22 protein-coding genes are annotated in these 23,722 nt (G+C 58.5%); 14 read left to right on the top strand and 8 right to left on the bottom strand.

Going from position 1 to position 23,722, the window contains the following annotated elements:
• Positions 1–16: 16 nt before the first annotated feature.
• Together lptF and MGMAQ_RS12250 are read right to left on the bottom strand one after the other, a co-directional pair.
• Positions 17–1,135 carry an LPS export ABC transporter permease LptF gene (gene lptF, locus MGMAQ_RS12255; RefSeq protein WP_046021757.1) on the bottom strand — a complete coding sequence of 373 codons (1,119 nt, stop codon included), beginning with the start codon at positions 1,133–1,135 and terminating at the stop codon, positions 17–19.
• Between the two features lie 187 nt (positions 1,136–1,322).
• Positions 1,323–1,526: a DUF2892 domain-containing protein gene (locus tag MGMAQ_RS12250; RefSeq protein ID WP_046021756.1), complete on the bottom strand. Its 204-nt coding sequence runs from the start codon at positions 1,524–1,526 to the stop codon at positions 1,323–1,325.
• A gap of 137 nt (positions 1,527–1,663) precedes the next feature.
• Here MGMAQ_RS12250 and MGMAQ_RS12245 point away from each other — a divergent pair, with 137 nt between their 5' ends.
• Complete coding sequence (locus tag MGMAQ_RS12245; RefSeq protein WP_046021755.1) at positions 1,664–3,241, top strand: bifunctional aminoglycoside phosphotransferase/ATP-binding protein; 1,578 nt, start codon at positions 1,664–1,666, stop codon at positions 3,239–3,241.
• Between the two features lie 89 nt (positions 3,242–3,330).
• Positions 3,331–4,197, top strand: coding sequence for a universal stress protein (locus MGMAQ_RS12240; RefSeq protein WP_046021754.1), 867 nt, complete (start codon positions 3,331–3,333; stop codon positions 4,195–4,197).
• An 8-nt stretch (positions 4,198–4,205) separates the two neighbouring features.
• Here the strand turns inward: MGMAQ_RS12240 and MGMAQ_RS12235 are convergent, their stop codons facing one another.
• Positions 4,206–4,790 carry an SOS response-associated peptidase gene (locus MGMAQ_RS12235; RefSeq protein ID WP_046021753.1) on the bottom strand — a complete coding sequence of 195 codons (585 nt, stop codon included), beginning with the start codon at positions 4,788–4,790 and terminating at the stop codon, positions 4,206–4,208.
• 332 nt (positions 4,791–5,122) lie between these two features.
• On the opposite strand from MGMAQ_RS12235, the gene MGMAQ_RS19685 reads away from it, so the two are divergent.
• From MGMAQ_RS19685 to MGMAQ_RS12200, 8 genes are all read left to right on the top strand, one after another.
• Complete coding sequence (locus tag MGMAQ_RS19685; RefSeq protein ID WP_158498853.1) at positions 5,123–6,922, top strand: sensor domain-containing diguanylate cyclase; 1,800 nt, start codon at positions 5,123–5,125, stop codon at positions 6,920–6,922.
• 62 nt (positions 6,923–6,984) lie between these two features.
• Positions 6,985–7,725 (top strand): SDR family NAD(P)-dependent oxidoreductase, encoded by a 741-nt coding sequence (locus MGMAQ_RS12225; RefSeq protein ID WP_046021752.1) that lies wholly within the window; start codon positions 6,985–6,987, stop codon positions 7,723–7,725.
• Positions 7,726–7,915: 190 nt separating this feature from the next.
• Positions 7,916–9,316, top strand: a complete 1,401-nt coding sequence (locus MGMAQ_RS12220; protein ID WP_052716368.1) for a methyl-accepting chemotaxis protein — start codon at positions 7,916–7,918, stop codon at positions 9,314–9,316.
• Between the two features lie 78 nt (positions 9,317–9,394).
• Positions 9,395–10,375, top strand: coding sequence for a sulfur carrier protein ThiS (thiS, locus tag MGMAQ_RS12215; protein ID WP_046021751.1), 981 nt, complete (start codon positions 9,395–9,397; stop codon positions 10,373–10,375).
• A 4-nt stretch (positions 10,376–10,379) separates the two neighbouring features.
• Positions 10,380–10,838 carry an NUDIX domain-containing protein gene (locus tag MGMAQ_RS12210; protein ID WP_052716367.1) on the top strand — a complete coding sequence of 153 codons (459 nt, stop codon included), beginning with the start codon at positions 10,380–10,382 and terminating at the stop codon, positions 10,836–10,838.
• A 207-nt stretch (positions 10,839–11,045) separates the two neighbouring features.
• The gene (locus MGMAQ_RS12205; protein ID WP_046021750.1) at positions 11,046–12,776 is read left to right on the top strand and encodes a diguanylate cyclase; all 1,731 of its coding nucleotides are present in this window, start codon (positions 11,046–11,048) and stop codon (positions 12,774–12,776) included.
• A gap of 185 nt (positions 12,777–12,961) precedes the next feature.
• Positions 12,962–13,102 carry a hypothetical protein gene (locus MGMAQ_RS21105; protein WP_158498852.1) on the top strand — a complete coding sequence of 47 codons (141 nt, stop codon included), beginning with the start codon at positions 12,962–12,964 and terminating at the stop codon, positions 13,100–13,102.
• Between the two features lie 66 nt (positions 13,103–13,168).
• Complete coding sequence (locus MGMAQ_RS12200; RefSeq protein WP_046021749.1) at positions 13,169–14,299, top strand: type III PLP-dependent enzyme; 1,131 nt, start codon at positions 13,169–13,171, stop codon at positions 14,297–14,299.
• 334 nt (positions 14,300–14,633) lie between these two features.
• Here the strand turns inward: MGMAQ_RS12200 and MGMAQ_RS12195 are convergent, their stop codons facing one another.
• The 3 genes from MGMAQ_RS12195 to MGMAQ_RS21395 all read right to left on the bottom strand — a co-directional run bounded on the left by MGMAQ_RS12195 (position 14,634) and on the right by MGMAQ_RS21395 (position 18,941).
• Positions 14,634–15,896: a hemolysin family protein gene (locus MGMAQ_RS12195; RefSeq protein WP_046021748.1), complete on the bottom strand. Its 1,263-nt coding sequence runs from the start codon at positions 15,894–15,896 to the stop codon at positions 14,634–14,636.
• The gene (locus tag MGMAQ_RS12190; RefSeq protein ID WP_158498851.1) at positions 15,889–17,199 is read right to left on the bottom strand and encodes a hemolysin family protein; all 1,311 of its coding nucleotides are present in this window, start codon (positions 17,197–17,199) and stop codon (positions 15,889–15,891) included. Before MGMAQ_RS12190 ends, MGMAQ_RS12195 begins: the two co-directional genes overlap by 8 nt.
• Positions 17,200–17,330: 131 nt before the next feature.
• Complete coding sequence (locus MGMAQ_RS21395; RefSeq protein ID WP_046021746.1) at positions 17,331–18,941, bottom strand: DEAD/DEAH box helicase; 1,611 nt, start codon at positions 18,939–18,941, stop codon at positions 17,331–17,333.
• Positions 18,942–19,139: 198 nt separating this feature from the next.
• Here MGMAQ_RS21395 and MGMAQ_RS12180 point away from each other — a divergent pair, with 198 nt between their 5' ends.
• A complete protein-coding gene (locus MGMAQ_RS12180) occupies positions 19,140–19,682 on the top strand; it encodes a hydrolase (protein ID WP_046021745.1) in 543 nt (180 codons plus the stop codon).
• A 36-nt stretch (positions 19,683–19,718) separates the two neighbouring features.
• Positions 19,719–20,252, top strand: a complete 534-nt coding sequence (locus MGMAQ_RS12175) for a gamma carbonic anhydrase family protein (protein ID WP_046021744.1) — start codon at positions 19,719–19,721, stop codon at positions 20,250–20,252.
• Between the two features lie 6 nt (positions 20,253–20,258).
• Here the strand turns inward: MGMAQ_RS12175 and MGMAQ_RS12170 are convergent, their stop codons facing one another.
• Both MGMAQ_RS12170 and MGMAQ_RS12165 read right to left on the bottom strand, forming a co-directional pair.
• Positions 20,259–21,779: an ankyrin repeat domain-containing protein gene (locus MGMAQ_RS12170; RefSeq protein WP_046021743.1), complete on the bottom strand. Its 1,521-nt coding sequence runs from the start codon at positions 21,777–21,779 to the stop codon at positions 20,259–20,261.
• A gap of 7 nt (positions 21,780–21,786) precedes the next feature.
• On the bottom strand, positions 21,787–22,002 hold the full coding sequence (locus MGMAQ_RS12165) for a SlyX family protein (protein WP_046021742.1): 216 nt from the start codon (positions 22,000–22,002) through the stop codon (positions 21,787–21,789).
• 335 nt (positions 22,003–22,337) lie between these two features.
• On the opposite strand from MGMAQ_RS12165, the gene MGMAQ_RS12160 reads away from it, so the two are divergent.
• On the top strand, positions 22,338–23,012 hold the full coding sequence (locus MGMAQ_RS12160; protein WP_046021741.1) for a PspA/IM30 family protein: 675 nt from the start codon (positions 22,338–22,340) through the stop codon (positions 23,010–23,012).
• A gap of 10 nt (positions 23,013–23,022) precedes the next feature.
• Positions 23,023–23,709 carry a YqiJ family protein gene (locus MGMAQ_RS12155; protein WP_046021740.1) on the top strand — a complete coding sequence of 229 codons (687 nt, stop codon included), beginning with the start codon at positions 23,023–23,025 and terminating at the stop codon, positions 23,707–23,709.
• Positions 23,710–23,722: the final 13 nt, after the last annotated feature.

The following is a 23,722-nucleotide window of genomic DNA, read 5'->3' as shown; positions in this document are numbered from 1 at the left end:
GTTTTCCCGTCCCTCTCTAGCTGCCGACGGCGGCCGGCGCGCGGCGCCCCGCACGCGGATTGAAATGAATGGCACTCAGTCCCACCAAGATGGGGAGCAGTGCCGCGACGTAAATCAATGGAATCAATTCCAAGCGTTTGGCCGCCAGGTTTTCAACCCCCAAGAATCCGGCTTGTAGGAGCACGACCAGGCAAACCGCCATGACAATACGGCGCGTTTGGCTGCGGCGGGTGATGCTACCGGAAATCAGGGCACTCACGCCAACCATGACAAATCCCAGGATCCAAAGGGGCGAGGCTAACCGTTTATGTCCTTCAACGATAAATCGACCCCGATCTCGGGCGTCGGGAACAGTTTCCTCGTTGGCCCCCAGAAGTTCGTGCAGCATGCGTTCGCGCGGTTCCCGATAGCGATCGGTGGCATCCGCCTTCGTGCCCGCAATATCGAGGGCATATCGGTCAAAGAAGAGAATGGACATCTTGTGTTTCTTCTTATCCACTTCCTGGCGATTGCCGTTGAACATGATCACCCGGGGACCGGTCTCCGTGATCACCAGGGCGCCTCGTTCAGCCATGATCGTCGTTGGCTTCTCCGGGTCTTTGGTCATATGCGCCAAGATGCCCTTGAGCTGACCATCGGCCGTTCGTTCGCGCACATAGACGGTCACTTCGGGCGTCAAGGAATTGAAGGTGCCTTCCTGCAAAACTACGTGGGAATAGGAATAGCGGACCTGCCATTGGAAATCCCGGAACATTTGATAGGACTTGGGAAGAAAGTAGAGGTTTAGGGTATAGGAAATGCCCATGGCAATCAGGGCCAAGAGAATGGCCGGGTAGGCCAGCATGCCCTGACTCAGTCCGGTCGCCCGCATAACCACCAGTTCCCGGTCGCCAACCATTTTCGAATAGACGAACACAACGGCTGCAAAAAGGGCTAGGGGCAGAATGATCGTCAGGATATCCGGCATAAGCAGCATGGTTAGCCGCAGGAACCCGCCGATATCCAGGCCACGGTTGACGATCATTTCAATGAAACGAAGGGACTGGGTCAGCCAGATAATCGTCGTCAAACCCAGGGTGACCAGAATGGTTCCCGTGGCCAATTGCCGAAAGATGTATCGGGAAATACCGTTCATGCCCATTTCTTGTCACTGAGGTTCGGCGCCAACCTGTCAAAAAAAACCGAAAATGGCAATAGAATGCGGCAATTTCAGCCCATCAGAGGGCTTTTCACAAAAAAAGATGGGGCGGCAGAGCCGCCCCCGAGGTTGCTTGGGAGGTGTAATAAAACGTGATGCTGGGGCGCGGGGCGCCCCGTTGGGGTCAACCGAAAGCTTGTCCCGGCTTGACTCCCAGCTTTTTGAGGATGATCGCCAGCGGGCAGAACCCGGTAAAGGCGGCCTGCAAAAGATTCAATCCGACGAAAGCTGTCATAAACAGCCAGTAAGGATGCACATAGTGGCCAAGCGCGAGGGTGGCCAAAATTACGACACCGGCAAAAGCCATAACCATACGATCAATCGACATAATCCAATCCTCGTCTTCCCAGTTGGCGTGCGGCAATATATTAAGTGTTACTAAATTAGTACCAGCTAATATAAATGTCAACAGGAAAATCTCGCGAGCCAGGGGGGCTGGGTGTAATCTGCGGGCCGGAGGTGGCGATGATCGTTGAAGACCAGTCGGAAGTTCTGGATTTTCTGTCCCGCGTTGAGTCCTATGAGACCAGTGCCCGAGCGCCGGTGGAGCGCCTGGACACCCATATCTCGGCGGTGTTCAAGGTCGGCTGCCGGGTGTTCAAGCTGAAAAGGGCGGTGCGGTTTTCATACCTGGATTTCTCCACCGCCGATCTGCGCCACGAAGCCTGTCTAGAAGAAGTCAACGCCAACAGCCGCGCCGCCCCGGATCTATACATCGGCGTCCTGCCCGTGACACGCGAGATCAATGGGAGTCTGGCACTGGCGGGACTCGGCAATCCGGTGGACTGGCTGGTGGAAATGGTCCGCTTTGACGAGGAGAACCTGTTTGATCGCATGGCCCAAAGGGGCCAATTGACCCGGCGGTTGATGGAGGATCTGGCCGAAGTCATTGCGCGATTTCACCGTCAGAGCGATTCGACATCCCAATATGGTGGTCACGATGGCACCGGCTTTATCATCGGCAGCAACGCCGATTGTTTTGCCGAAGCACCAAACGGCATGTTCGATCCAACGGCGGTCGCGACTTTGGAGTCCCAATCTCTGGCGGCGTTGGATGGCTTGCGGACTATGTTGGAAGCGCGACGGGAAAGCGGCTCGGTTCGTCATTGCCACGGGGATCTGCACCTACGCAATATCTGCCTCATGGGGCAGGGGGATGCCTGCCTGGGGGGCGATCCCGCCAGCCTGAGGCCGATTCTGTTCGACGGCATCGAGTTCAACCCGGCCATCTCTCATATTGATGTGCTCTATGACCTGGCATTCTTGCTGATGGATCTGGAGCACCAAGGGCTGAAGCGGCAATCGGGTATTCTGTTCAATCGCTATTTGGATTTGACCGGCGATACGGGCGGGCTGGCCGCCCTGCCCTTGTTCCAATCGGTGCGGGCGGCCATTCGGGCCCAGGTGGGCGGTGCCGCCATGGCGACCATTCAGGATGAGGCGGAAAGACAGGTCATCATTACCGAGTCGCGCGCCTATCTGGATCGGGCCCTGGCCTACCTGGAGCCTGCGACGCCACGGATGGTGGCCGTGGGCGGGCTCTCCGGCAGTGGCAAATCGCGTATGGCCCGCGAGCTGGCGCCGGCTCTCCATGACGGCCCCGGTGCGGTGGTCCTGCGCACCGATGTTCTGCGCAAGCGGCTGTGGGGCGTGGGGCTGTTCGAGCGTCTGCCCGCCGAGGCCTATGCACCGGAAATGAGCGAAAAGACCTATGGCGCCCTATGGGAGGAGGCGGCCAAGGTCCTGGCCGCCGGACGCTCCGTGGTTCTGGACGCGGTTTTCGCCAAGCCGGAAGAAAGGGAACAGGCGGCCAAGGCGGCGAAAGCGGCGGGCGTGCCCTTTGATGGACTGTGGCTTTCGGCCGACCCGGCGGTCATGGCCGAGCGCATTGCCAAACGGACTCGGAATGCTTCCGATGCGACGCCAGAGGTCTTGGCCGGACAATTGAACTATGATCTGGGGGAAATGTCCTGGGCGCCCGTGGATAGTGGTGGTGCCCGCGAAGAGACCCTGGCCAAAGGTCTCGCTCTGATCGGCCTATAGCCGCTCCGTTTCCCTTTGCCCCCCTGCTCTCCAGGTGAGATACTATTACCGGAGAAGGGGTTAGGCCCCATTGGCAAAGGAGAAAACCGATGACACTCAGAACCATCCTGGTGCCGGTCGATGGCTCCGACAGTGCACGTTCGGCACTGGATGCCGCCATAGGCCTGGGGCGCGATTTCATGGCCCATGTGGATGTGATCCACGTCAAATCCGATCCCAAAAATGCACTGCCCATGCTCGGCGAGGGCATGTCCGGGGCCATGATCGAAGAGATGATGGAACTGGCGGAGAAGGAATCCGCTGATTTGGCTTCCGCCGCACGGAATTTGTTCGATGAGGCAACCACGGCCAACAATGTGACCGTGGCGGATCAACCGCCGGGCCCCAATGACGTATCGGCCAGTTGGCGCGAAGTCACCGGTCGCGAAGACGAGGTCATTGCCCGCTCGGGACGGGTGCGGGACCTGGTGTTGCTGCCCTTTCCGACCGATGGCAGAGACGGAGCCGCGGACCAGACCCTCAATGCGGCGCTGTATGAAACCGGCAAGCCGGTGTTGATGACCCCCAGCATGGTCCCAGACCATATGGGGCGCAGGATTGTGGTGGCTTGGAACGGCAGCGCCGAAGCGACGCGGGCCGTGTCGGCGGCCATGCCATTTCTGTTGCAGGCCGAGGCGGTCTACCTGCTCAGTGCCGAATCAGAGAATGACGAAGAGCAAGACGTGGGCGAGGTGGCCACCTATCTGTCCTGGCACGGAGTGACGACCACATCGTTGGTATTTTCGCCAGGAGGCCTCTCTATCGGTGAAGCCTTACTGGGAGAATGCGGCAAGGTGGAAGCCGACCTGCTGGTTATGGGCGCCTATTCCCATTCCCGCGTTTGGGAAATGGTTTTGGGCGGAGTGACCCGTCACATTCTCGAAGAAGCCAGCCTTCCGGTTTTGATGGCACATTGATCTTGGTGTCAGAATAATGACATCTGCGGGTCTGGCGGTGGCTGGTCCTCGACGGCGCTGAGCAGATGATCCGGTGCCGGCGCCAGGGCAGGCTGGATCGTCCCAAAACCAATCTGGTTGTTCATCCAGTCCCGTTCGAGGGATTCATCAAGGATGACCGGCATGCGTCCATGGATGTGCGCGATGCTCGGGGACGGCGCACAGGTGACAATGGTCAGGAAGCGCCCGTCAGTGAGACCCGCCAGGGCCATGTAGGCCCCATCCGGGCGCCCGATCCGGTTCTTGAGTGAGCGTTTTCCATCCTTGCGCCATTCATAGTAAAAGCTTGCCGGGACCAGGACCCGGCGCTGAAGCAAGGGGCGGAATGTCTGTTTGATCTCCAGGGTTTCCGAGCGCGCATTGATCAGCGGCTTGCCGTCGAAAGGGGAGGGAATGCCCCAGGCGAGCAGGCGGGCGCCTTCTTGGATATCCAGCGTGAGAACGGAATCCGTCGGGCGTTGATCGCCATTGGGCAGGGGGTCCGGCCAGTCCCAGTCGCCAAAGCGCTGTTGCAGTTCTTGTGGTGAACCGCCGTTGTTGAATCGGGAACACATGGCAACAGGTTGGCCCGGTCTTCGTGGCTTGGCAAGGCCCATACCCGGCATAGCCAATGGATGGTGGAATGGCTATGCTATGGCTCTTTCCCCTGACCCTGTTGTGGGCCCGTTTCCTTGCCATGACGATTCGAGACGATACCGCCTCCATACCCCAAATCTTTGATTCCGCTGCGACCGGAAAGGTGTTGCGACGGTTCGCCTTGTACTATGTGCCGATTGCAGCCCTGTTGGTTGGTATATTCTTTCTGTTCCAGATTGCCGAACACGAGCGGCGAGTGGAATTGCGATTGACCGATGAAGCGGCGCATATGCGCCTGGTCAAAACCTTGATGGAGCGTGACCTGGAAATCCTGGTCAGCGATGCGCTGGTGTTGGCCGATAGCTATGAAATGCAGCAGTACCTCGCCGATCCCGACGAGGGAAGGCGCTACGAATTGGAGTATCGGTTTCTCAATTTTACTACCGACCGGCGCCTCTACGACCAAATTCGTTTTTTGGATTCTGACGGACTGGAGGTTGTGCGAATAAATTACAACGAAGGACAACCGAAGGTGGTTCCTGCAAACCAACTACAGAACAAAGGCGATCGCTATTATTTCAAGGAGACCATGAACCAGGGAGAGCGTGAGATTTATATTTCTCCGCTCGATCTGAACAAGGAAAATGGCCTGATCGAGCGCCCTTTGAAGCCCATGCTGCGCATCGCCTTGCCATTGGATGACGCCGCCGGCAAGAGGCGGGGAGTCCTTGTTCTTAACTATCTGGCCCAGAAGATGCTCCACCGGTTTACGTCCCAGTTATCCGAGGCCAGACTGAGACGCTATTCGATGGTCAATGAGCAAGGTTTCTGGTTGCATCACCCGAACCCGGAGCGGGAATGGGGTTTTATGTTCGACCACGGAGATTCCTTTGCACGGGAGAATTCCCATGCGTGGAAGCAAATTGGCGATCAAGAATGGGGACGCGCCGAATCGGAGGGAGAGCTGTTTGTTTTCAGGCGCCTAAAACCTCAGGCGATTATCAAAGGAAGCATGGAAAATCCGATGGTCACCCCATTCGTTTCCAGTGGGGAGGCGAGGCCTTTAAAACAGTCCTGGGTGCTGCTATCGCGTTTTGGCCCCGATGACCTAAATTATTCCCTGGCCCAAGCGTTGGAAAACAGAACACTGCTGACCGCCTTCGTCGGCATCTTATTGCTGACAGCATACGGAATCTGGCAAACCGCTCAGGCTCGAACCAGCCGGGAAATCGCCGAGAGCTATCTGCGGATCCTGTTTGTCGGCGTGGAACAGAGTCCGGCCGGGGTGATTATCACGGATACCGAGGGCATTGCGGAGTATATCAATCTCCGATTTTCCGAGATCTCGGGCTATGGCGCCAAAGAGATGATCGGCGAAAACCCCCGAAAGCTGAAATCAGGAGAAACCGCGCCGGAGGAATACAAAAACTTGTGGGACACTATCTCCTCGGGACGCACCTGGCGCGGGGTCTTCCATAATCGTCGCAAAGATGGCAGCTACTATTGGACCGAGGGACAGATCTCTCCGATCGTCGATGCGTCCGGCAAGATCACCCACTTCATAGGCATTCAAGAAGACATTTCCGAAAAGCGGGAATTGAAGAAGAAGCTCCGTATACTGTCCCATAGCGATCCCTTGACCGGCGCGTATAATCGCCGCCAATTCTTTTCAGTCGCCGACGCCGAAGTGGCGCGTTGCCGCCGGTTCAATCATGCACTGTCCGTGATCATCATGGACCTGGATAATTTCAAGGCGATCAATGAAAAATATGGCCATCCCGCGGGAGACACGGTCCTGCGTGCGTTCGTCGAGACCATTACTCCTTTTCTCCGGGCGAGCGATATCCTCTGCCGCTTTGGCGGAGAGGAGTTCGTGGCCACCTTGCCGGAAACGACGATGCTGGATGCGATCTCGTTGGCCGAGCGGTTGCGGCACAAAGTCTCTGAAACGCCGGCCCTACACGCCGGTCTGGAGATTTCCATGACCGTCAGCATCGGTTGTGCCACTTGGAACCGGGATGAACCCAATCTCGAAGCCGCTATCCAGCGGGCTGACTCGGCTCTTCATCTGGCCAAGGAATGCGGCCGTAACAGGGTCATGAGTAAATAGGTTTGGTTGACGGATGGGCTCGCGGTTGCGATCCTTCGGGCAGGCCAAGGGTGGGAAAGCCAATGTCCAACGAGCGAAAAACCGTGGTGATTACGGGTGCCAGTCGCGGCATCGGGCATGCCACGGCATTGCTGTTCTTTGAGCGAGGCTGGGAAATCATTACCTGCGCTCGGGGTGAGGTACCGCCGGAATGCGGTCGTGACCCGCGATGGACGGTGCATGTGCCCACGGATCTTGCCGATGGCGATAGCACCGCCAACTTCATTGACGAAGTGAATACCTATCTGGGCGACCGGCCGCTGCATGCCTTGGTCAACAATGCCGGCATGTCGCCAAAGACGTCCTTCAAGGAACGTCTGGGATGCCTGAACGGGGACTTGAAGGCCTGGCGGGATGTGTTCGAATTGAATTTCTTCGCCGGTTTGCGCTTATCCAGGGGCTTTGCCGCAGCGCTGCATCGGGGGCAAGGGGCCATCGTCAATATCACCTCCATTGCCGGACATGAGATTCACCCCTTTGCCGGATCGGCCTATTCTATTTCCAAGGCGGCTCTCTCGGCGCTGACGCGGGAAATGGCCAATGAGTTCGCCGCTCTTGGCGTGCGGGTCAATGCGGTGGCCCCCGGCGAGATCGAAACGGAAATGGTGCAGCCGGAATACGAGGTGCTGATCCCGCGCATTCCCATGGGCCGCATGGGAACGGCCAAGGAAACCGCGACCACTATTTATTACCTCTGTTCCGAGGATGCCTCCTATGTGACCGGCACCGAGATCTGGGTCACCGGTGGCCAGCATATGCTGTAGCCTGGCGGCCCTTCTTTAGCGTTATTCCAAAGTAGAATTCTTGCTCACCGCCAAAGGCTGTTGTTAAACTGTCCGCAACGAGAAACGTCAAAATGAAAATGGTGGGGAGTAAGACTTGGCGCCTGCCGAGGGAAGCACCGCTCCGTCCCCGATTGTCGGGCGGGGAGAGCCGGGAAATCCGGCCGCAGGAATGAGTGCGAACGAGAATCTGGAGACCTATCGGGATCTGCTGGCAGCGGTGACCCGGCGGTTTTGCGCCTTGGGTATCGATGTGGCCGATATTGCTGGGCACATGGATGACATCAGCCAGCAGGCCGGTGTGCGCGTTGAACAGGCCGCGCGATTGCAAGATGCGGCTCAGGGCATGATCGATACCAATTCGGGCATCGGCGAGGCGGCCACCAAGGCTCTTGGCGTGACCATGTCGGTGGAAGACGATATCTGTGATTCCCGACGCGCGGTCGATACCGCCATACAGAATATTCAGGAACTGGTGACCGGTGTTCACCGAATCGCCGAGCAATTCGAAACCCTGACTCAGGCGTTGGGCGGGGTGGCCCAGGTCTCCGGGGCCATCGAAGCCATTGCCAAGCAGACCAATCTGTTGGCCTTGAACGCGACCATCGAAGCGGCCCGCGCCGGCGATGCGGGAAAGGGCTTCGCCGTCGTTGCTGGAGAGGTCAAAAGGCTGGCCGACCAAACCCGGCAGGCAACCCAGAAAATTGGCGAAACCGTTCATACCCTGACCGATGAAATAGACGTCCTGCGGGGTATCAGTCTCAATGCTTCCAATCAGGCCGAGGTTGCCAGTGACGGCTCCGCCCATGTGATCGAGATCGTCGAGCGCCTGGACAAGCACGTTGCCTCGGTCACCGAGGAGGTGGAGCATATTGCCATGGCCGCCGGCGACAATCGCGCGGCCTGTGAAACCGTGCTTGAGGATGTGGACCGGCTATCGAATTCCATCAACCTGTCGGCCACCAGTCTGCGCGAGGCGGATGGTCGGCTCCGGGGCATGCGCGATCGGGGCGAGGAACTGATGGAGGATATTGCCTCGTCAGGCGTGCCAACAGACGATACGCCGTTCATCGATGCGGTGGTGGCGGGAGCGGACCGCGTCTCGGCGATGTTCGAGCAGGCTTTGAGCGAAGGGCGTTTGACCCTGGAAGACCTGTTCGACGAGAGCTATGAGCCGATCCCGGCCACTGATCCTCCCCAGGTGCGTAGCCGATTCCTGACTTTGACCGACCGGCTTCTTCCCTCGCTACAAGAAGGGATGCTGGCGTTAGATCCGAGGGTGATCTTTTGTGCCGCCGTCGATCGCAATGGCTATCTGCCGACCCATAACCGCAAGTTTTCCCATCCCCAAGGGCGTGATCCGGTATGGAACGATGCCCATTGCCGCAACCGGCGGATCTTCGACGACCGCACGGGACTGGCCTCGGCGCAAAATACCAAGCCGCACCTGTTACAGGTCTATCGCCGACATATGGGCGGCGGCGAATACGTCATCATGAAAGAGGTCGCCGCGCCGATCATGGTCCAGGGACGCCATTGGGGCGGTTTGCGGTTGGGGTACAGGCCGCTCTAGCGGGTTGAATACGGGGCGCCTCAGGTCCATATTCCAGGTCCGATTTCAGCACCGATTCCAAAGGAAAGGACCCCGTTCATGCAGGTGACCATCAACGGCGAACAAAAAGATCTCGATGGGCCGTTGTCGGTGGCGCAGCTGCTGGTGAGCATTGGTCTTGATCCGACCAAGGTGGCGGTGGAGCGCAATCTGGAGATCGTTCCCAAGTCCACCTACGATTCCGTGGGTCTGGGGGACGGAGACAAACTGGAAATCGTGCATTTCATTGGGGGGGGAGCTCAATTGAGCGACGACGACTTTTTCGAGGTTGCCGACCGGAAATTCTGGTCGCGGCTGCTGGTGGGAACCGGCAAGTACAAGGATTTCGAGGAGACCAAGGCAGCCATCGAGGCCTCGGGAGCGGAAATCGTCACCGTTGCCGTGCGTCGGGTGAACCTGACCGACCCCAATCAGCCCATGCTGGTGGATTATGTGGACCCCAAAGTCTATACCTACCTGCCCAACACCGCAGGCTGCTATACCGCCGACGAGGCCGTGCGCACCTTGCGGCTGGCCCGCGAGGCGGGGGGCTGGGACCTGGTCAAGCTTGAGGTGTTGGGGGATCAGAAGACCCTCTATCCCAACATGGCGGAAACTTTCGCCGCCGCCGAGGCGCTGATCGAGGATGGTTTCAAGGTCATGGTCTATTGCTCCGACGATCCCATTGCCGCCAAGCGGCTCGAAGACATGGGCTGCGTCGCCATCATGCCTTTGGGGTCCCTGATCGGGTCCGGCCTGGGCATTCTCAATCCGGTCAATATCCGGCTGATCAAGGAGCAATCCTCGGTTCCGGTGCTGGTGGACGCGGGTGTCGGCTCGGCATCCGATGCGGCGGTGGCCATGGAACTGGGCTGTGATGGCGTTTTGATGAATACAGCCATTGCCGGCGCCAAGGATCCCATCAAGATGGCCAAGGCCATGAAGCTGGCCATTGAGGCTGGGCGCTTGTCCTACCTGGCCGGTCGCATGCCGAAGAAGAGCTATGCCGATCCGTCCTCCCCTCTGGCCGGATTGATCTGATGCCATGATCGACGGGGCCTGGCGTCTTTTTTACCGCTTGGCCTATCCCCTGGCCCGTCTGGTCTGGCGACTAACCGGGCGCTCCACCCACGGGGCCGTGGTCGCGATTATCCATGACGAATCGGTGTTGGTGGTGCAGCCCTCTTATCGACGGGGTCTGTCTTTGCCCGGCGGCTATTTACATGCGGGGGAACTTCCGCGCCACGCCGCGGCCCGGGAATTGGGCGAGGAACTGGGATTGCGGGTTGCCGCCGAGGACCTAACCTTCGTTGTCCAGGTCCAGGAAGGCCGGGATCGAACCGATTGCTTTGTTCTGCGAATTGATCAGGTTCCAATCCTGCATATGGATCGACGGGAAATTATTTCAGCCCAATTTGTCGCTTTTGATCAAATTTTATCTACAAATTTCGTTTCAATCCTAAGGCCCTTTATTGAAACAATAAATACGTCCACCTTTGACTAATTCCACATGATAACAACGCCAAATGCTATACTATAGTGTGAGCATCATCACAGGTTCTTCTATCAAACTTCCGTAATATTCCAGTCATCAAAAGAGGCGCGCCAAGCGCCCGATATAACAATAAGAGGCTTCGTTTGGGAAATCATGGAATCGAGGCACCGACCGTCAATCGGTCAGGGCGTTTTGCGAGGGACCATGCCAAACGGAATGAAGAGAACTGTCTTTCTATGGGCTTTGGTGGCGTTGGTTTGGGGAACCGTGGCCTATGTCACCTATCTCTGGAACATTAAACAAATAAGGGATCATGGGCTGGAAATGGCCGTGATGCGGGGGCAGTTGGTCTATGAGCTCATTCAGACCTCCCGCAAATGGAACACCCAACATGGCGGAGTCTATGTGCCCGCCACCGATGATTCTCCCCCTAATCCCTATTTGAAGGTTCAAGATCGGGACATCACAACCCCATCGGGCGTGGCCCTGACCTTGGTCAATCCGGCCTATATGACCCGTCAGTTGGGGGATCTGCTGGCCTTGGGCAAGGTCAACATCCATCTGACCAGCCTCAATCCTCTCAATCCCGCCAATCGGGCCGACGCCTGGGAAGCCGAAGCGCTGAGGGCATTTGAGTCCGGGGAAACTCAACGGGTTACCATTGCCGATGGCGGCGCGCATGGCGTGTTCCGATTCATGGCGCCGTTGATCGTCGAAGAGCCCTGCCTGACCTGCCACCAGGTGCAGGGCTATCGAGTGGGCGACGTTCGAGGCGGTCTGAGCGTTTCATTCCCTGGCGACTATATCGTTGAGTTCGTATCTGAGCGGCAATCCACGGTCGTCGGCTTGCATATTCTTGCCTTCATGGCGCTGACGGGACTGACCTGGTTGAGCCTTGGTTTTTTCCGGTCGCGGGTGGTGGGTCTGGAACGGGAGAAACAGGCCCGTGAACAGATCATCGAACAGCGTACCCGCGATCTGGAGAACGAGATCAGCGCCCGCCGCAAATCCGAAATTATTCTGGCCGAGCGCGAGGAGACAATCCGCTCCATTCTCGACAACGCCGGAGAAGGAATCTACGAGATCGATCCCAACGGCGTATGCTTGATGATCAACCCGGCGGCGGTGCGGATGCTCGGCTATGACGAGCCGGAAGACCTGATCGGCAAACCCATTCACCAAATGGTGCATCATAAGCATCCGGACGGCGAACCAATGCCGTTGGTCCAATGTGCCTTGCATCAAGTGACGCGTAGCGGCAAGGCGGTGACCCTAAGTGATGAGTCCTTGATCCGTCGCGATGGGACCGCGTTGCCGGTGGAATGCTATTCCTATCCGGTATTGCAGGACGGCCATGTTGTGGCGGCGGTCGTGAGTTTCTTCGATGTCAGTCGGCAGAAACATCTGGAAGCCGAACTGCGCTCCATGGCCATTCATGATTATCTGACCCAGATTTTCAATCGTCGCTATTTCATGGAGCGGGTGGCCGACGAGATCGAGCGCACCCAGCGGTATGACGTTTCCTTGTCCCTGCTGTTGTTTGACCTGGATCACTTCAAGAAGATCAATGACACCTATGGACATGCCGCAGGTGATGCGGCCCTGGTGACCTTCGTGGATGCCATCAAACCGCAATTGCGGGCCAGCGATACCTTCGGACGGGTTGGCGGCGAGGAATTCGGCGTGTTGCTGCCCAACACTTCCATGGACAAGGCCATGGTCTTGGCCGAGCGGCTGCGCGACCTGGTATCCATGCTGCATGTGACCTCCGGCGAAGACACTTTCGGGTTCACGGTCTCCATTGGGGTCACCTGCGTTGCCGGCCGCAAGAATATGAGCATGCACGATCTGGTCAACGAGGCTGACGAGGCTTTGTACCTGGCCAAGAAGGCGGGCCGCGACCGGGTGGAGCTTTTCGGCGAAGTGGGGCGGATCCTGCGAAATTAGAAGCATCCCAATCATGAGGCGTTTTTTGCTTTTCTTTTAGGGCGGGATCTGTATAAATCCCGCCCTTGACGCAGGCGCTCGTACAAGCGGTCTTGGGATCTGTATCCGGGCCATATGACGTCGCAAGGCGTTCTTTTTTGGGGCGATCGCCGGTGTGTCCGGACGGCCCCCGGGAGGGAAAAGCCATGTGTTGGTTGACCAACTTCAACGACTTCCGCGACGCGGCAGCCCAGGCCTGTCCAGCCTGTGCCTGGGATGCCCGGCATCGCCCGGCACTGTCCTATATGGCTTTGATGGGACGCCGTAATCCTCATTCCAGTCGGTGATCGGCCGCCAAAACCTTGGCGGAATGCGATTGATCCTTCCGAAATGAGCATGAGACCTGCCTGAAAATGACGCCGAAGATTTCCCGTTATCTCGCAAGTGAGCGGCCCGAAACACCCTGTCTGGTGGTCGACCTGGATCAGGTTGAAAGCAATTATGAGCGTTTGCGGCGGGCTCTGCCCTCCGCACAAATCTATTACGCGGTGAAAGCCAATCCCGCCGCACCTGTTTTGGAACGGCTGACGGGTCTGGGTTCCCATTTCGATGCGGCGAGCATCTTCGAGGTGGAATCCTGCTTGGAAGCCGGGGCCGACGCGGCCCGTCTGTCCTTTGGCAATACCATCAAGAAGGCGGCTCATATTGCCCGGGCGCATGCGCTGGGAGTGGATCTGTTTGCTTTTGATGCCGAAGAGGAACTGATCAAGCTGGCTGAGAACGCGCCGGGCGCGCGGGTCTATTGCCGCTTGCTGGTGGAAAATAAGGGGGCCGACTGGCCGCTGTCGCGCAAATTTGGCTGCGCCGCCGACATGGCCAAGGACCTACTGCTCAAAGCACGGGACCTGGGCTTGGTCGCTCATGGTGTCTCCTTCCACGTAGGCTCGCAGCAAACCGACCCCGATCAATGGCAAGCGGCCATTGCCGATGCCGCCATGGTCTTTACAGATCTGCGCGAGCAGGGCGTTGACCTGCGGATGCTCAATCTGGGCGGCGGCTTCCCGGTGCGCTACCGCCGGGATGTTCCGTCGGTGGACGAATTTGCCGAAGCCATCATGAGCGCCATGCACGCGCATTTCGGTAATGCCATGCCCGATATGATCATCGAACCCGGGCGCTCCATCATCGCCGATGCCGGTGTGTTGGAAACCGAAGTGGTGTTGGTGTCGCGCAAGACCCATGACGACAAAACCCGCTGGGTCTATCTGGACGTGGGGCTGTTCGGCGGTCTGGCGGAATGCATGGGCGAGGCCATCCAGTATGACTTTGTCAGTGATCGCGACGGCGATCCCACCGGTCCGGTCCATCTGGCCGGCCCCACCTGCGACGGTGCTGATATCCTATACGAAAAGGCGGATTACCGGATGCCGCTCAGCCTGAAGGCCGGGGACAAACTCCGCATCGAATCTGCCGGAGCCTATACCAGCACCTATGCCTCGGTAGGCTTCAACGGCTTTCCACCGCCGACGGAAGTCTATCTTTAGAGATTACAGACCAAACGCGGAGCTTCCGAGCCTGGGAAAGCCTGCCTTGCCGCGGACATGATCTAAAGTCTTTCGGGTTTAATATGACGCGCTAGACACGCGCGACCTTGTTGGAATCGATCACGTTTTTCATGTTTGATCGAATCCGATCAAACTCGACGTGATCTGGGCAAAAGGATCGGCCCGCAGGGTGGTCTCCAGTGGCCTCCGGTGGCCGCCCGCGGCGTCAAGCTCCCTCACCGATGCGCCGCATCGCTTTCGGGACCTTTCCTGGCGGTTCGACTCACCGGAGACCATCACAATGGGTCATATGAAACACGAAAGGCTTTAGGACCTATTCCGCTTCGACCCGCAGCTTGACGATGCTGCGTTCGGTGGCTTCCTCGACGACAAAGCGGAAGCCGTTCTCGGTGATGGATTCACCTGTTTTGGGGATATGCCGCAGACGACCGATGACCATGCCGCCCAGGGTATGGAATTCCTTGGCCGGCAGGGGTATGTCGAGGACCTCCGAGGCTTCGGAGATGGAAAGCCGGGAGTCCATCAAAAAGATGCCGGTTTCCACTTCCTCCACGGTGCGCTTGCGGCGCGGCAGGTATTCTTCGAAGTCGTAACCCACGTCGATTTCGCCGACCACTTCCTCGACAATGTCTTCCATGGTGATCATGCCCACCGCCGAACCGAATTCATCGACCACAATGGCCATGTGATCGGTGCGCTTATTCAGCACCGGCAGTAGCTCGTCAATGGTTTGGTTGGGCGATACATAGAGTGCCGGCTTGATCAAATCGTCCAGGGTGCGGGTCTGGGTTTCCGCATCCATCAGGTCCCAGGTGGACAAGGTGACGATGCCGATAATGTTATTGGAAGAACGTTCATAAACCGGCAGGCGGTTATAGCCATGGCGGCGTACCAGTTGAATGGCATCAGCAGTGGTTCCGGTGCGGGACAGGGCCGTGACTTCGGCGGTGGGGATCATGGCTTCGGCGACGGTTGTTTCGGCGAACCGGATCACCCGGCGTACCTGTCCCCGGTCCAAGGCACTGAGCGCAGTGCCATGCTCGGCCATTTCCACCAACGACTGTAACTGTTCGCGGGTGATGAACATGGTCTGTTCCCGCTTGCCACCGCCCACCAGGCGAGCGGCAAATCGGGCGATGCGCGAGAAAATGAAAATGATCGGAGCAAACAGCCAGGACGACCAGCGCAAGGGATGGATGATAACCGGCGTGATGGTGTCGGACTTTTGCTGATAGACACTCTTGGGGACGATTTCGCCAAAGATCAGCATGATCGGTGTAAACAGCAGGAATGCCCACAGATCCCCCAACGACCCGAAGAACTGGATCATCAGCATGGTGCCGATGGTGGTCAGAATCACCGTTGCCATGTTGGTGCCGACCAAGGTGGTGCTGAGCAGAACATCGGGCTTCTTGAGCAGGTCGATGGCCAGACGTGCGCCCTGATCGCCCTGCTTGGCGCGGGCGCGCAGCTTGATGCGGTCGGAATTGACCAGCGCGATCTCCGAGCCCGAGAAAAAGCCCTTGAGCAGCAGCAGAACAATCATCACCGGGATGGCCCACAGGAGATCAGCCATGCTCGTGCTCCTCTTGTGGGATCTCGACGGCAACGGCACCGCCGCGGGCCAGTCGAATACGGGCTAGTCTATGCCCTTCCATTTCCAGCACCGTGGCGGTAATGCCGTCTTCCAGATCCACCTGATCGCCCACCTTGGGCAGGCGGTCCAGATAACGGAATACCACGCCGCCGACGGTGGTCATGCGTGGATCTTCGATTCCAAAAGTGCTGAGGTCGTTGAAATCGGTCAGCTTCATCAGGCCGCTGACCTCGTAAACATCATTGTCCTGTTCCCGGTAGTGCTCTTGTCCGTCCACATCCTCGGTCACTTCGCCGAAGATATAGGTGAGCACGTCGCGCATGCTAATCAGGCCGTCAACGCCGCCGAATTCATTGAGCACCACCGCCGCCCGCGCATTGTTGGCCTGGAAGAAATCGAACATCTCATCCACTTCCTTGGTCGGCGGCACGACGATGGGCGGGTGCATCAGCTCATCAAGGGTCATCTTTTCCAGGTCGGCCTCGTCAAGCAGCAACCGCAAGATATCTTCGGCATGGATGAAGCCGAGCAAATTGTCTCGTTGCTCGTGGCAGACCGGCAGTCGCGGGTGGCGGTACTGCTTGACCAGATCGACCACGGTGGGAACATCCATGTTGTCATAAAGGAAATCAACCAGGTTCCGCGGGGTCATGATCTCGACGATTTCCACCTCGCTGGCTTCCAGCAGGTTGTCGATAATCACCCGTTCGGTCCCGTCAAGGATGCCCTCGGCGGTCACTTCTTCCAAAACCATTCTGAACTCATCCGCGCCGAGGATGTTTTCCCGTTGGCGTTCCTCACCCACCAGCCAGGTGGTGACCTTGTCGGCGACGATCCGGATGACCCGCCGGAGCGGCGTGACCAGCCTTACCCACAGGGTCATGGGGGCGGAGACCAACCCGGCGCTGAGACGCATGGGGTTGGATACCGCGATGGTTTTCGGCGTAACTTCGCCAAACAGCAGCACCAGCGGAAACATCACCAGCACATTGACCAAGCCGCCGCGCTCGGGGCCATAAAGGGTGATCATGATGCTGGCCAGATTGGCGGTGGCCGCGATATTGACCAGTTCATTGCCGCAGAGAATGGAGATAATCAGCCGACGTGGATGGTCGAGCAGGGCGTGCAGGTTGTCGGATTGATCATGGCGTTCCCGGCGCAGCTTTTGCAGGTCCAGGCGCGATAATGAAAACAGCGCGGTTTCGGAGCCGGAAAAAAATGCGGATAGGGCAAAAAGGACCCCCTGCAAACTGAGCCGCAGGATCATATCCCATTCAGCCAAGCGACTGGCGTCCATGGTAAAAAGATCTACCATCGCCGCCCAGGCTGAGCCCATATCTGACAGAAGCCAATTCATACAGCTCGCCCCGCGATTCTTGTTAGTTGGGACTGTACGGCGCTTTTAAATTGGGATCAATTGTCCAGCTTGACCGCGCGCAATAAGAAGGCCGGAACGTGATCGCCCAGGCCGACAACCTGATTGTTATCCGTGTCTCGATCCCGGCCACGACCGCGACCCCGGGGCTTGTCTTCAGCTTTTTTCGCCGGCTTGGCAGCCTTCCTGGCGGGAGCTTTGGCCTTGCCTTCGTCGGCGGCGTCAGCGGGCTTGTCGGAAGGTTTCCGGCGGGACCGCTTGGGCTTTTCATCAGCATTTTGGGTTTCCGGAACGCGGACTTCCCCGGTTTCGTTGTCCTCAGTCACCTCGGGTTCCGAGGCCGGAGCCTCCGGAGCGGGTGTTTTCGGAGACTTGTTGCTGGAAGCCTTGGGGCGTCCAACACCCTCTTTCAACGTGCCGCTGACCAATCCGACCACGTCCAACCGTTCGATGGGTTTCTTCAGCAGTCTTTGAATGGCGTCGATATATTTGCTTTCATCGGAAACCGCGAGGGTGAAAGCAACGCCTTCCTTGCCGGCGCGCCCGGTGCGACCGATGCGGTGGATATAGTCCTCGGCATGGGTCGGCACATCAAAATTGAAAACGTGGCTCAAATCAGACACGTCGATGCCACGGGCGGCCACATCGGAACAGACCAGCAGCTTGACCTCGCCATTCTTGAACGCGTGGAGCATCTGGGTGCGTTCGGACTGGCTCATGTCGCCATGCAGTTGGCCGACGCTGAAACCATGTTTGACCAGCGAGCGGTATGTCACGCCCACGTCGCGCTTGCGATTACAGAAAATAAAGGCGGTCCGTACGTCTTCCTGGGCAATCAAGGCCCGCAACGCGGCGCGTTTTTCCTTGTGGCCGCTGGTGGATCCGCCGCGCGGGCCCCCTCGACCACCGCCGCTTCGACCGCCGCTCCGTCCTCCGCTGGGACCGCCGCGTCCACTTCTGGCCGCTTCCACATGATCGACAACAATCAATGCCTGCCGGACCGTTTCCGCCGCCGACGACGGGGCCGCGACGCTGATTTCCTTGGGATTGCTCAGGAAGGCATCGGCCAGACGCTTGATTTCCGGCGGCATGGTAGCGGAGAAGAACAGGGTCTGACGCAACGGCGGCAACAAGGACACGATGCGTTCCACATCAGGGATAAAGCCCATGTCGAGCATACGGTCGGCTTCGTCGATGACCAGAATTTTCACGTCGCGCAGGAGCAGGCCACCGCGTTCGAACATATCGAGCAGGCGGCCCGGGGTGGCGATCAACACATCGACGCCCTTTTCCATGACCTTCATCTGCTCTTGCATGGACTCGCCGCCGATCAGCAGCACCTTGTTGAGCTTGTGATACTTGCCGTATTTGTCGAAATTCTCGGCCACCTGAGCGGCCAGTTCGCGGGTTGGCTCCAGGATCAGGGTCCGGGGCATGCGCGCCTTGGCCCGACCATGGGCCAGAATATCGATCATCGGCAGGGTAAAGGAGGCGGTCTTGCCGGTGCCTGTTTGGGCACAGCCGAGAATGTCCCGGCTCATTAGAACAAACGGAATGGCCTTTTCCTGGATCGGCGTGGGATTGTCATATCCTGCGTCGGAAACAGCCCGCAGGACGTCTTCCCCTAATCCGAGATCCGCAAAACCCATATTCGTTTGTATCCTGTGTTGGGCCGGAAATGTATATCCCGCGTTGGATATTCCGCCCTGGAATTATACCATGGTGCAAGTGCAGCGGATACTAGGCCCTTCCTTTGGCGAGTCAATGAAAGGCGGGCCATAATCTTGTCATAATGTCACAGTGTTGCCCTGGTGACACAGAATCGGTGGAATAGAGGAGTTTTTGTCATGTTAATGCGGGTTGATCGCTCTGCCCTTCTGGTCATAGACATTCAGGAACGGCTGCTGCCAACCATGTCGGACCCGACATCAGTGGTGGAAAACGGTGCCAAGCTCATCACCGCCGCCGGTCTGTTGGGAGTACCGAAGCTGATCTCGGAGCAGTATCCAAAGGGCCTGGGGCCGACGGTTCCCGCCATCACTAATGTGCTGGGCGATGCGGAGGTGAGGAACAAGATCAGCTTTTCCTGCGGTCGCGATCAGGGCTGGTCCGAAGCTTTTACGGCGCTGGATCGATCGCAAGCCATCGTCATCGGGATCGAGGCTCATGTATGCGTCATGCAAACTGTTGCGGATCTCTTGGATAGCGGGGTCGCGGTCTTTTTGGTTGCCGATGCGGTTTCGTCGCGCCGTCCCGAGAACCACCGCCTGGCCTGTGAGCGCATGGCCCGGGCCGGGGCGCAGGTGGTTTCCACGGAAATGGTGCTGTTCGAATGGTTGCGCGAGGCCGGGACGCCGGTTTTCAAGGACATTCAGAAACTGCTGAAATAGAATGGCGGCCTGTTTGCACCTGCGAAGGAGTCGGCCATGACACCCCTCATCCTGCCGTTTGAAGAGCAATTCCCGCGCATTGCTGAAAGCGCCTTTATCGCGCCGGGCGCCTCGGTGATCGGAGATGTGGAGATCGGTGCCGACGCCTCCGTTTGGTACGGCGTGACCGTGCGCGGCGACGTCAACTGGATCCGCATCGGGGCCCGCACCAATATCCAGGACAACTCCATGGTCCATGTGACCACGGCCAAATGGCCGACGACCATTGGCGATGACGTCTTGGTGGGCCATATGGCCATGATCCATGGGGCGACCCTGGAAAACGAGTGCTTCGTTGGCATGAAGGCCTGTGTGATGGATGGCGCCGTCATCGAAAGCCGGGCCATGCTGGCGGCGGGGGCTTTATTGGGACCGGGCAAGCGCATCCCGTCCGGAGAACTCTGGGCCGGGGTTCCGGCCAAGAAGATCCGCGATCTGACCGAAGCGGAAATGAATGATTTCCAACGCGGAATCAATCACTACGTCAACCTGTCCCGACGCCATGTGGCGACCCTTTCGGGTCTGGGGTAACCGGTATCAATGGGCGCGTGCAGGGTCACCGGGGTTTCTTGATCCTCCCTGCGCCAGGCGTGCCGCGAGGAGTTGCAGGTCTTCAAGGCCGAGAACACCCATCTTGTCGTCATCCTTGGCGCGGAAAATTCGCACGAGACCATGATCGGGCAAGACGCCCAGACTCCGGCGCGGCGCATGCTCGACAATTTGCAGGATTTCTTCCGGCCCGCCATTCAAGGGGCGATGTCGCCAGGCGACCATGTTGTTTTCCGTGAAAGGATAGCCGGTGAAGCGGATCGTTCGCCGGTCCGAGTTGGTGGGCGGGCCATGACGTCGGCTGAAATAGGCGCGCACCGCGTCGAAATTCGCGCTGGGAAAGAAGCTGTGCATGGCGACAACCCGGTTGGTGGCATAGCGGACAAGGACCCGCTGGCCTTGCAGCAAGGGGATCTCCGTCACATTGAACAGATCGGCAGTTCCGCCTTTCCATTTCGAATCTTCAAGGCAGAACAGTATTTCTTGCCGCTGAATGCAGGAAGGTGGGATGGACCGTTCCTGTCCCAGGGTCAGAGATCCCAGGCCCAAGGTCACGCCTTGAAGGATCGGCCCGGTTTTGATCCGTTTCGGCGGGACTGGGCGGGGTTTCTCCGGCGCGGGCGCCTTGTGCACTTGAGGCGGAGGAACCGAAACGATGCCTATGGGATCGGGGACTTCTTCCAGGATTTCCCCCGGCACCCCTTGCGACGAGGCCTCTTGCGACATGGGCACGGGCAACGCGGGCACGGGCGCCGAGGCTACCGGGGCTGTGGCAACTGCCCTGGTATGAGGAATGGTTGGTTCCATTTCAGAGAGGGGAATATCAATGGCGGGCGCCGGGAGGGCCGGAACAACGGGAGAGGCCTCCAGCATCACGCCGCTCAACGCGTCGGCCACGGTTTCCGCAACCGGTTCCATTGTCTTAGGGGCTGGAGCCGGTGGGGCGACCACCGGTTTCTCGGGTGGCGACCCGGCCATTGGCGCGGCGTTCGCGGCGGTGGGCTGTGAAACCGATTTGACCTCGGGCGGTGTTTTGATGGTTGGCGTTGGCGAGGGAGGATCCGGAACCTCCGGGATGTGGTCGGACAAGACGTCGTCCGGCAACTGCTCTAGGTAAGCCTCGACACCTGGCAGGACGGGTTGGTTTTCCGGAATGGGTTTTTCAGGTTCCAGCACCAGGGCTTCCTTGAGCGGCCCCTTGTCTCCTTTTTGCGCTTTGGCGATCAACTCGGCGATCTTAGGGCGCTTGAGCAATCGGGCGATATCCAGGGGCGTCAGACCGCGCACGTCCTTCATGGCGGGATCGGCCCCCCGGCGCAGGGCGGTGCGGGCCAGCTCCAGATCGTTTTCGACGATGGCGCGGATCAATTGCATGATCGGCTGGGCGTCGGGGCCCAGGCCGAGACTATTCGGTTCTGGAGGCGGCGATTGGGCGGCGGCGGTTCCGGCGGTCAGCAACAGAAGGGCCAGTATCCGTATACCCCGGGCAATGCGCCAGAAGAGCAGCATAAACACCTCAGTAGTGCGGCGGAGGATCATGAGCCGGGGGCGCCGAGACATCGAGCCGGTCTTCGGCGGCGATGACCCTGTCCTTGAGCCGATCGGTTACCAGACGCAGTGCGTCAATGACCTTCCATTGCTCGGCTACCATGTCCGACAGGTCCTGGGTCAGTCGCTCTTGCTCCACGAGCCGCATTTCCAGTTCCACCAATCGCTCAGAATCATTCGTCATGACAGCCTCTGTATGAATGCGCGCGCATGCTAGCTACCGCCATGGGAGATGTCCAGGCAAGGGAGTTGGGTGGAATAACACGCAGGGGTGAAAGGTATCTGCTATGAGTGCTTTTTTAAAGGAATAGTGCGGATCAAATTATATTTTTAATTGAAGAAATAATTGCTATTATACTCAACTATTGAATATAGTTTTATCGGTCGATCACAGGGTGGTTTTGTACGAGAGGGTGACCGAAACCGCACTTTGGAACGACCGGTCGGTGAGTGGTCGTCAGAGAACGATGATTTTGAATCCGGCGCGGGTTAAGGGGCAAACAGAATAGGAGATGCAGGATGGCAGAGGGAATTGCCGGTCGCGTGGGCCGGATCATCAGTGGCGGCGTGAATGCCCTTGTGGACGCGGTCGAAGGCGCGGCACCGGAAATGGTGCTCGAGGAAGCCATGCGCGAGGTGGACCGGGTTGTTGACGATGTCCGGGCTGAACTGGGCAAGGCCATCGCCGCCAAGCATCTCGCCGGGAAACGCCTGGCGGAGAAAAAAACCAAACATGAAACCCTGGGGAGCCAGATTGAAGTGGCGGTGGCCGAGCAACGGGACGATCTGGCCGAGGCCGCCATTTCCCATCAACTGGATATCGAGGCGCAAATTCCTGTGTTGGAGCAGTCCATTGCCGAGACCGGTGAACGGGAAAAGGAATTGGAGGGCTATATCGCCGCCCTGCAGGCCCGTAAGCGGGAAATGAAGGAGGAACTGGCGGAGTTTAAGACCGCCCGCGCCAAGGCTGAATCCACCACCGGAGACGCCGATGAACTGTCGGGTGGTGTCGGCCCGTCGGTAGACAAGGCCAATGCCACGTTCGAGCGGGTCATGGACAATAGCCTGGGTGTGATGGGGCGAACCCCACCCGATGCCAAAACTGCCAACCAGCTACAGGAGCTGGAGCAGTTGTCGCGGCAGAACCGGGTCAAGGAACGCTTGGCGGCCCTGAAGTCCGGCATGAGCGAGTAGCGGGCATTCGATGATCGCCTTTCTTACCGCCGACGCCAACCTGCCTTTCAGCATCGCCATTGCGGTCGTGCTGATACTGGCGGTGCTCGAAGGCGTGGGCCAACTGATGGGGGCCGGGTTGTCCGAGGCGTTGGAAAACATGCTGCCGGACCTGGAACTCGACGTGGATGCACCGGACATGGCGTCGCCTTCGATCCTTGGCGGGGTGCTGTCTTGGCTGAAGATTGGGCAAGTGCCCTTGCTAGTTTCGCTGATTGTCTTTCTCACCGCCTTTGGTCTCGGCGGCATGGTGTTGCAGGAAATCGCCTTGATCCTGGTGGGCGGGTTGATTCCCATGGTGGTGGCCGCACTGGGAGCAACACTCGTCGCGCTGCCGACAATGGCCGGCATCACGGGAATACTGGCGAAATTAATGCCCAGGGACGAGACCGACGCGGTGTCCCTGGATGACCTGGTTGGCCGCATCGCCGTCGTTACCCTCGGTGAGGCGACCCATGACAGTCCGGCTCAGGCACGGGTATCGGACCGTCACCGGCAGACCCATTACGTCATGGTCCAACCGGATGAGGAAGGGACTGTCTTTGAACAGGGGTGCGAAGTTTTGCTGGTTCGGCGCGACGGTGGATTCTTCCAGGGCATCCACAATCCGTCCGAAGGTTTGAGCGATCGTTCGCAGGGGCAGGCGGACCTGCCATAACCACGATGAGGAA

Source organism: Magnetospira sp. QH-2, assembly GCF_000968135.1.
In the GTDB taxonomy this organism is placed as follows: domain Bacteria; phylum Pseudomonadota; class Alphaproteobacteria; order Rhodospirillales; family Magnetospiraceae; genus Magnetospira.
The sequence above is the reverse complement of the archived record's forward strand: the minus strand, read 5'-3'. Positions and strand labels throughout refer to the sequence as shown.

Excerpts from the sequence above, each read along its gene's own strand:
- lptF (WP_046021757.1), bottom strand. The coding sequence starts at position 1,135 with ATGAACGGTATTTCCCGATACATCTTTCGGCAATTGGCCACGGGAACC.
- MGMAQ_RS12250 (WP_046021756.1), bottom strand. The coding sequence starts at position 1,526 with ATGTCGATTGATCGTATGGTTATGGCTTTTGCCGGTGTCGTAATTTTG.
- MGMAQ_RS12245 (WP_046021755.1), top strand. The coding sequence starts at position 1,664 with ATGATCGTTGAAGACCAGTCGGAAGTTCTGGATTTTCTGTCCCGCGTT.
- MGMAQ_RS12240 (WP_046021754.1), top strand. The coding sequence starts at position 3,331 with ATGACACTCAGAACCATCCTGGTGCCGGTCGATGGCTCCGACAGTGCA.
- MGMAQ_RS12235 (WP_046021753.1), bottom strand. The coding sequence starts at position 4,790 with ATGTGTTCCCGATTCAACAACGGCGGTTCACCACAAGAACTGCAACAG.
- MGMAQ_RS19685 (WP_158498853.1), top strand. The coding sequence starts at position 5,123 with ATGGAGCGTGACCTGGAAATCCTGGTCAGCGATGCGCTGGTGTTGGCC.
- MGMAQ_RS12225 (WP_046021752.1), top strand. The coding sequence starts at position 6,985 with ATGTCCAACGAGCGAAAAACCGTGGTGATTACGGGTGCCAGTCGCGGC.
- MGMAQ_RS12220 (WP_052716368.1), top strand. The coding sequence starts at position 7,916 with ATGAGTGCGAACGAGAATCTGGAGACCTATCGGGATCTGCTGGCAGCG.
- thiS (WP_046021751.1), top strand. The coding sequence starts at position 9,395 with ATGCAGGTGACCATCAACGGCGAACAAAAAGATCTCGATGGGCCGTTG.
- MGMAQ_RS12210 (WP_052716367.1), top strand. The coding sequence starts at position 10,380 with ATGATCGACGGGGCCTGGCGTCTTTTTTACCGCTTGGCCTATCCCCTG.
- MGMAQ_RS12205 (WP_046021750.1), top strand. The coding sequence starts at position 11,046 with ATGAAGAGAACTGTCTTTCTATGGGCTTTGGTGGCGTTGGTTTGGGGA.
- MGMAQ_RS21105 (WP_158498852.1), top strand. The coding sequence starts at position 12,962 with ATGTGTTGGTTGACCAACTTCAACGACTTCCGCGACGCGGCAGCCCAG.
- MGMAQ_RS12200 (WP_046021749.1), top strand. The coding sequence starts at position 13,169 with ATGACGCCGAAGATTTCCCGTTATCTCGCAAGTGAGCGGCCCGAAACA.
- MGMAQ_RS12195 (WP_046021748.1), bottom strand. The coding sequence starts at position 15,896 with ATGGCTGATCTCCTGTGGGCCATCCCGGTGATGATTGTTCTGCTGCTG.
- MGMAQ_RS21395 (WP_046021746.1), bottom strand. The coding sequence starts at position 18,941 with ATGGGTTTTGCGGATCTCGGATTAGGGGAAGACGTCCTGCGGGCTGTT.
- MGMAQ_RS12180 (WP_046021745.1), top strand. The coding sequence starts at position 19,140 with ATGTTAATGCGGGTTGATCGCTCTGCCCTTCTGGTCATAGACATTCAG.
- MGMAQ_RS12175 (WP_046021744.1), top strand. The coding sequence starts at position 19,719 with ATGACACCCCTCATCCTGCCGTTTGAAGAGCAATTCCCGCGCATTGCT.
- MGMAQ_RS12170 (WP_046021743.1), bottom strand. The coding sequence starts at position 21,779 with ATGCTGCTCTTCTGGCGCATTGCCCGGGGTATACGGATACTGGCCCTT.
- MGMAQ_RS12165 (WP_046021742.1), bottom strand. The coding sequence starts at position 22,002 with ATGACGAATGATTCTGAGCGATTGGTGGAACTGGAAATGCGGCTCGTG.
- MGMAQ_RS12160 (WP_046021741.1), top strand. The coding sequence starts at position 22,338 with ATGGCAGAGGGAATTGCCGGTCGCGTGGGCCGGATCATCAGTGGCGGC.
- MGMAQ_RS12155 (WP_046021740.1), top strand. The coding sequence starts at position 23,023 with ATGATCGCCTTTCTTACCGCCGACGCCAACCTGCCTTTCAGCATCGCC.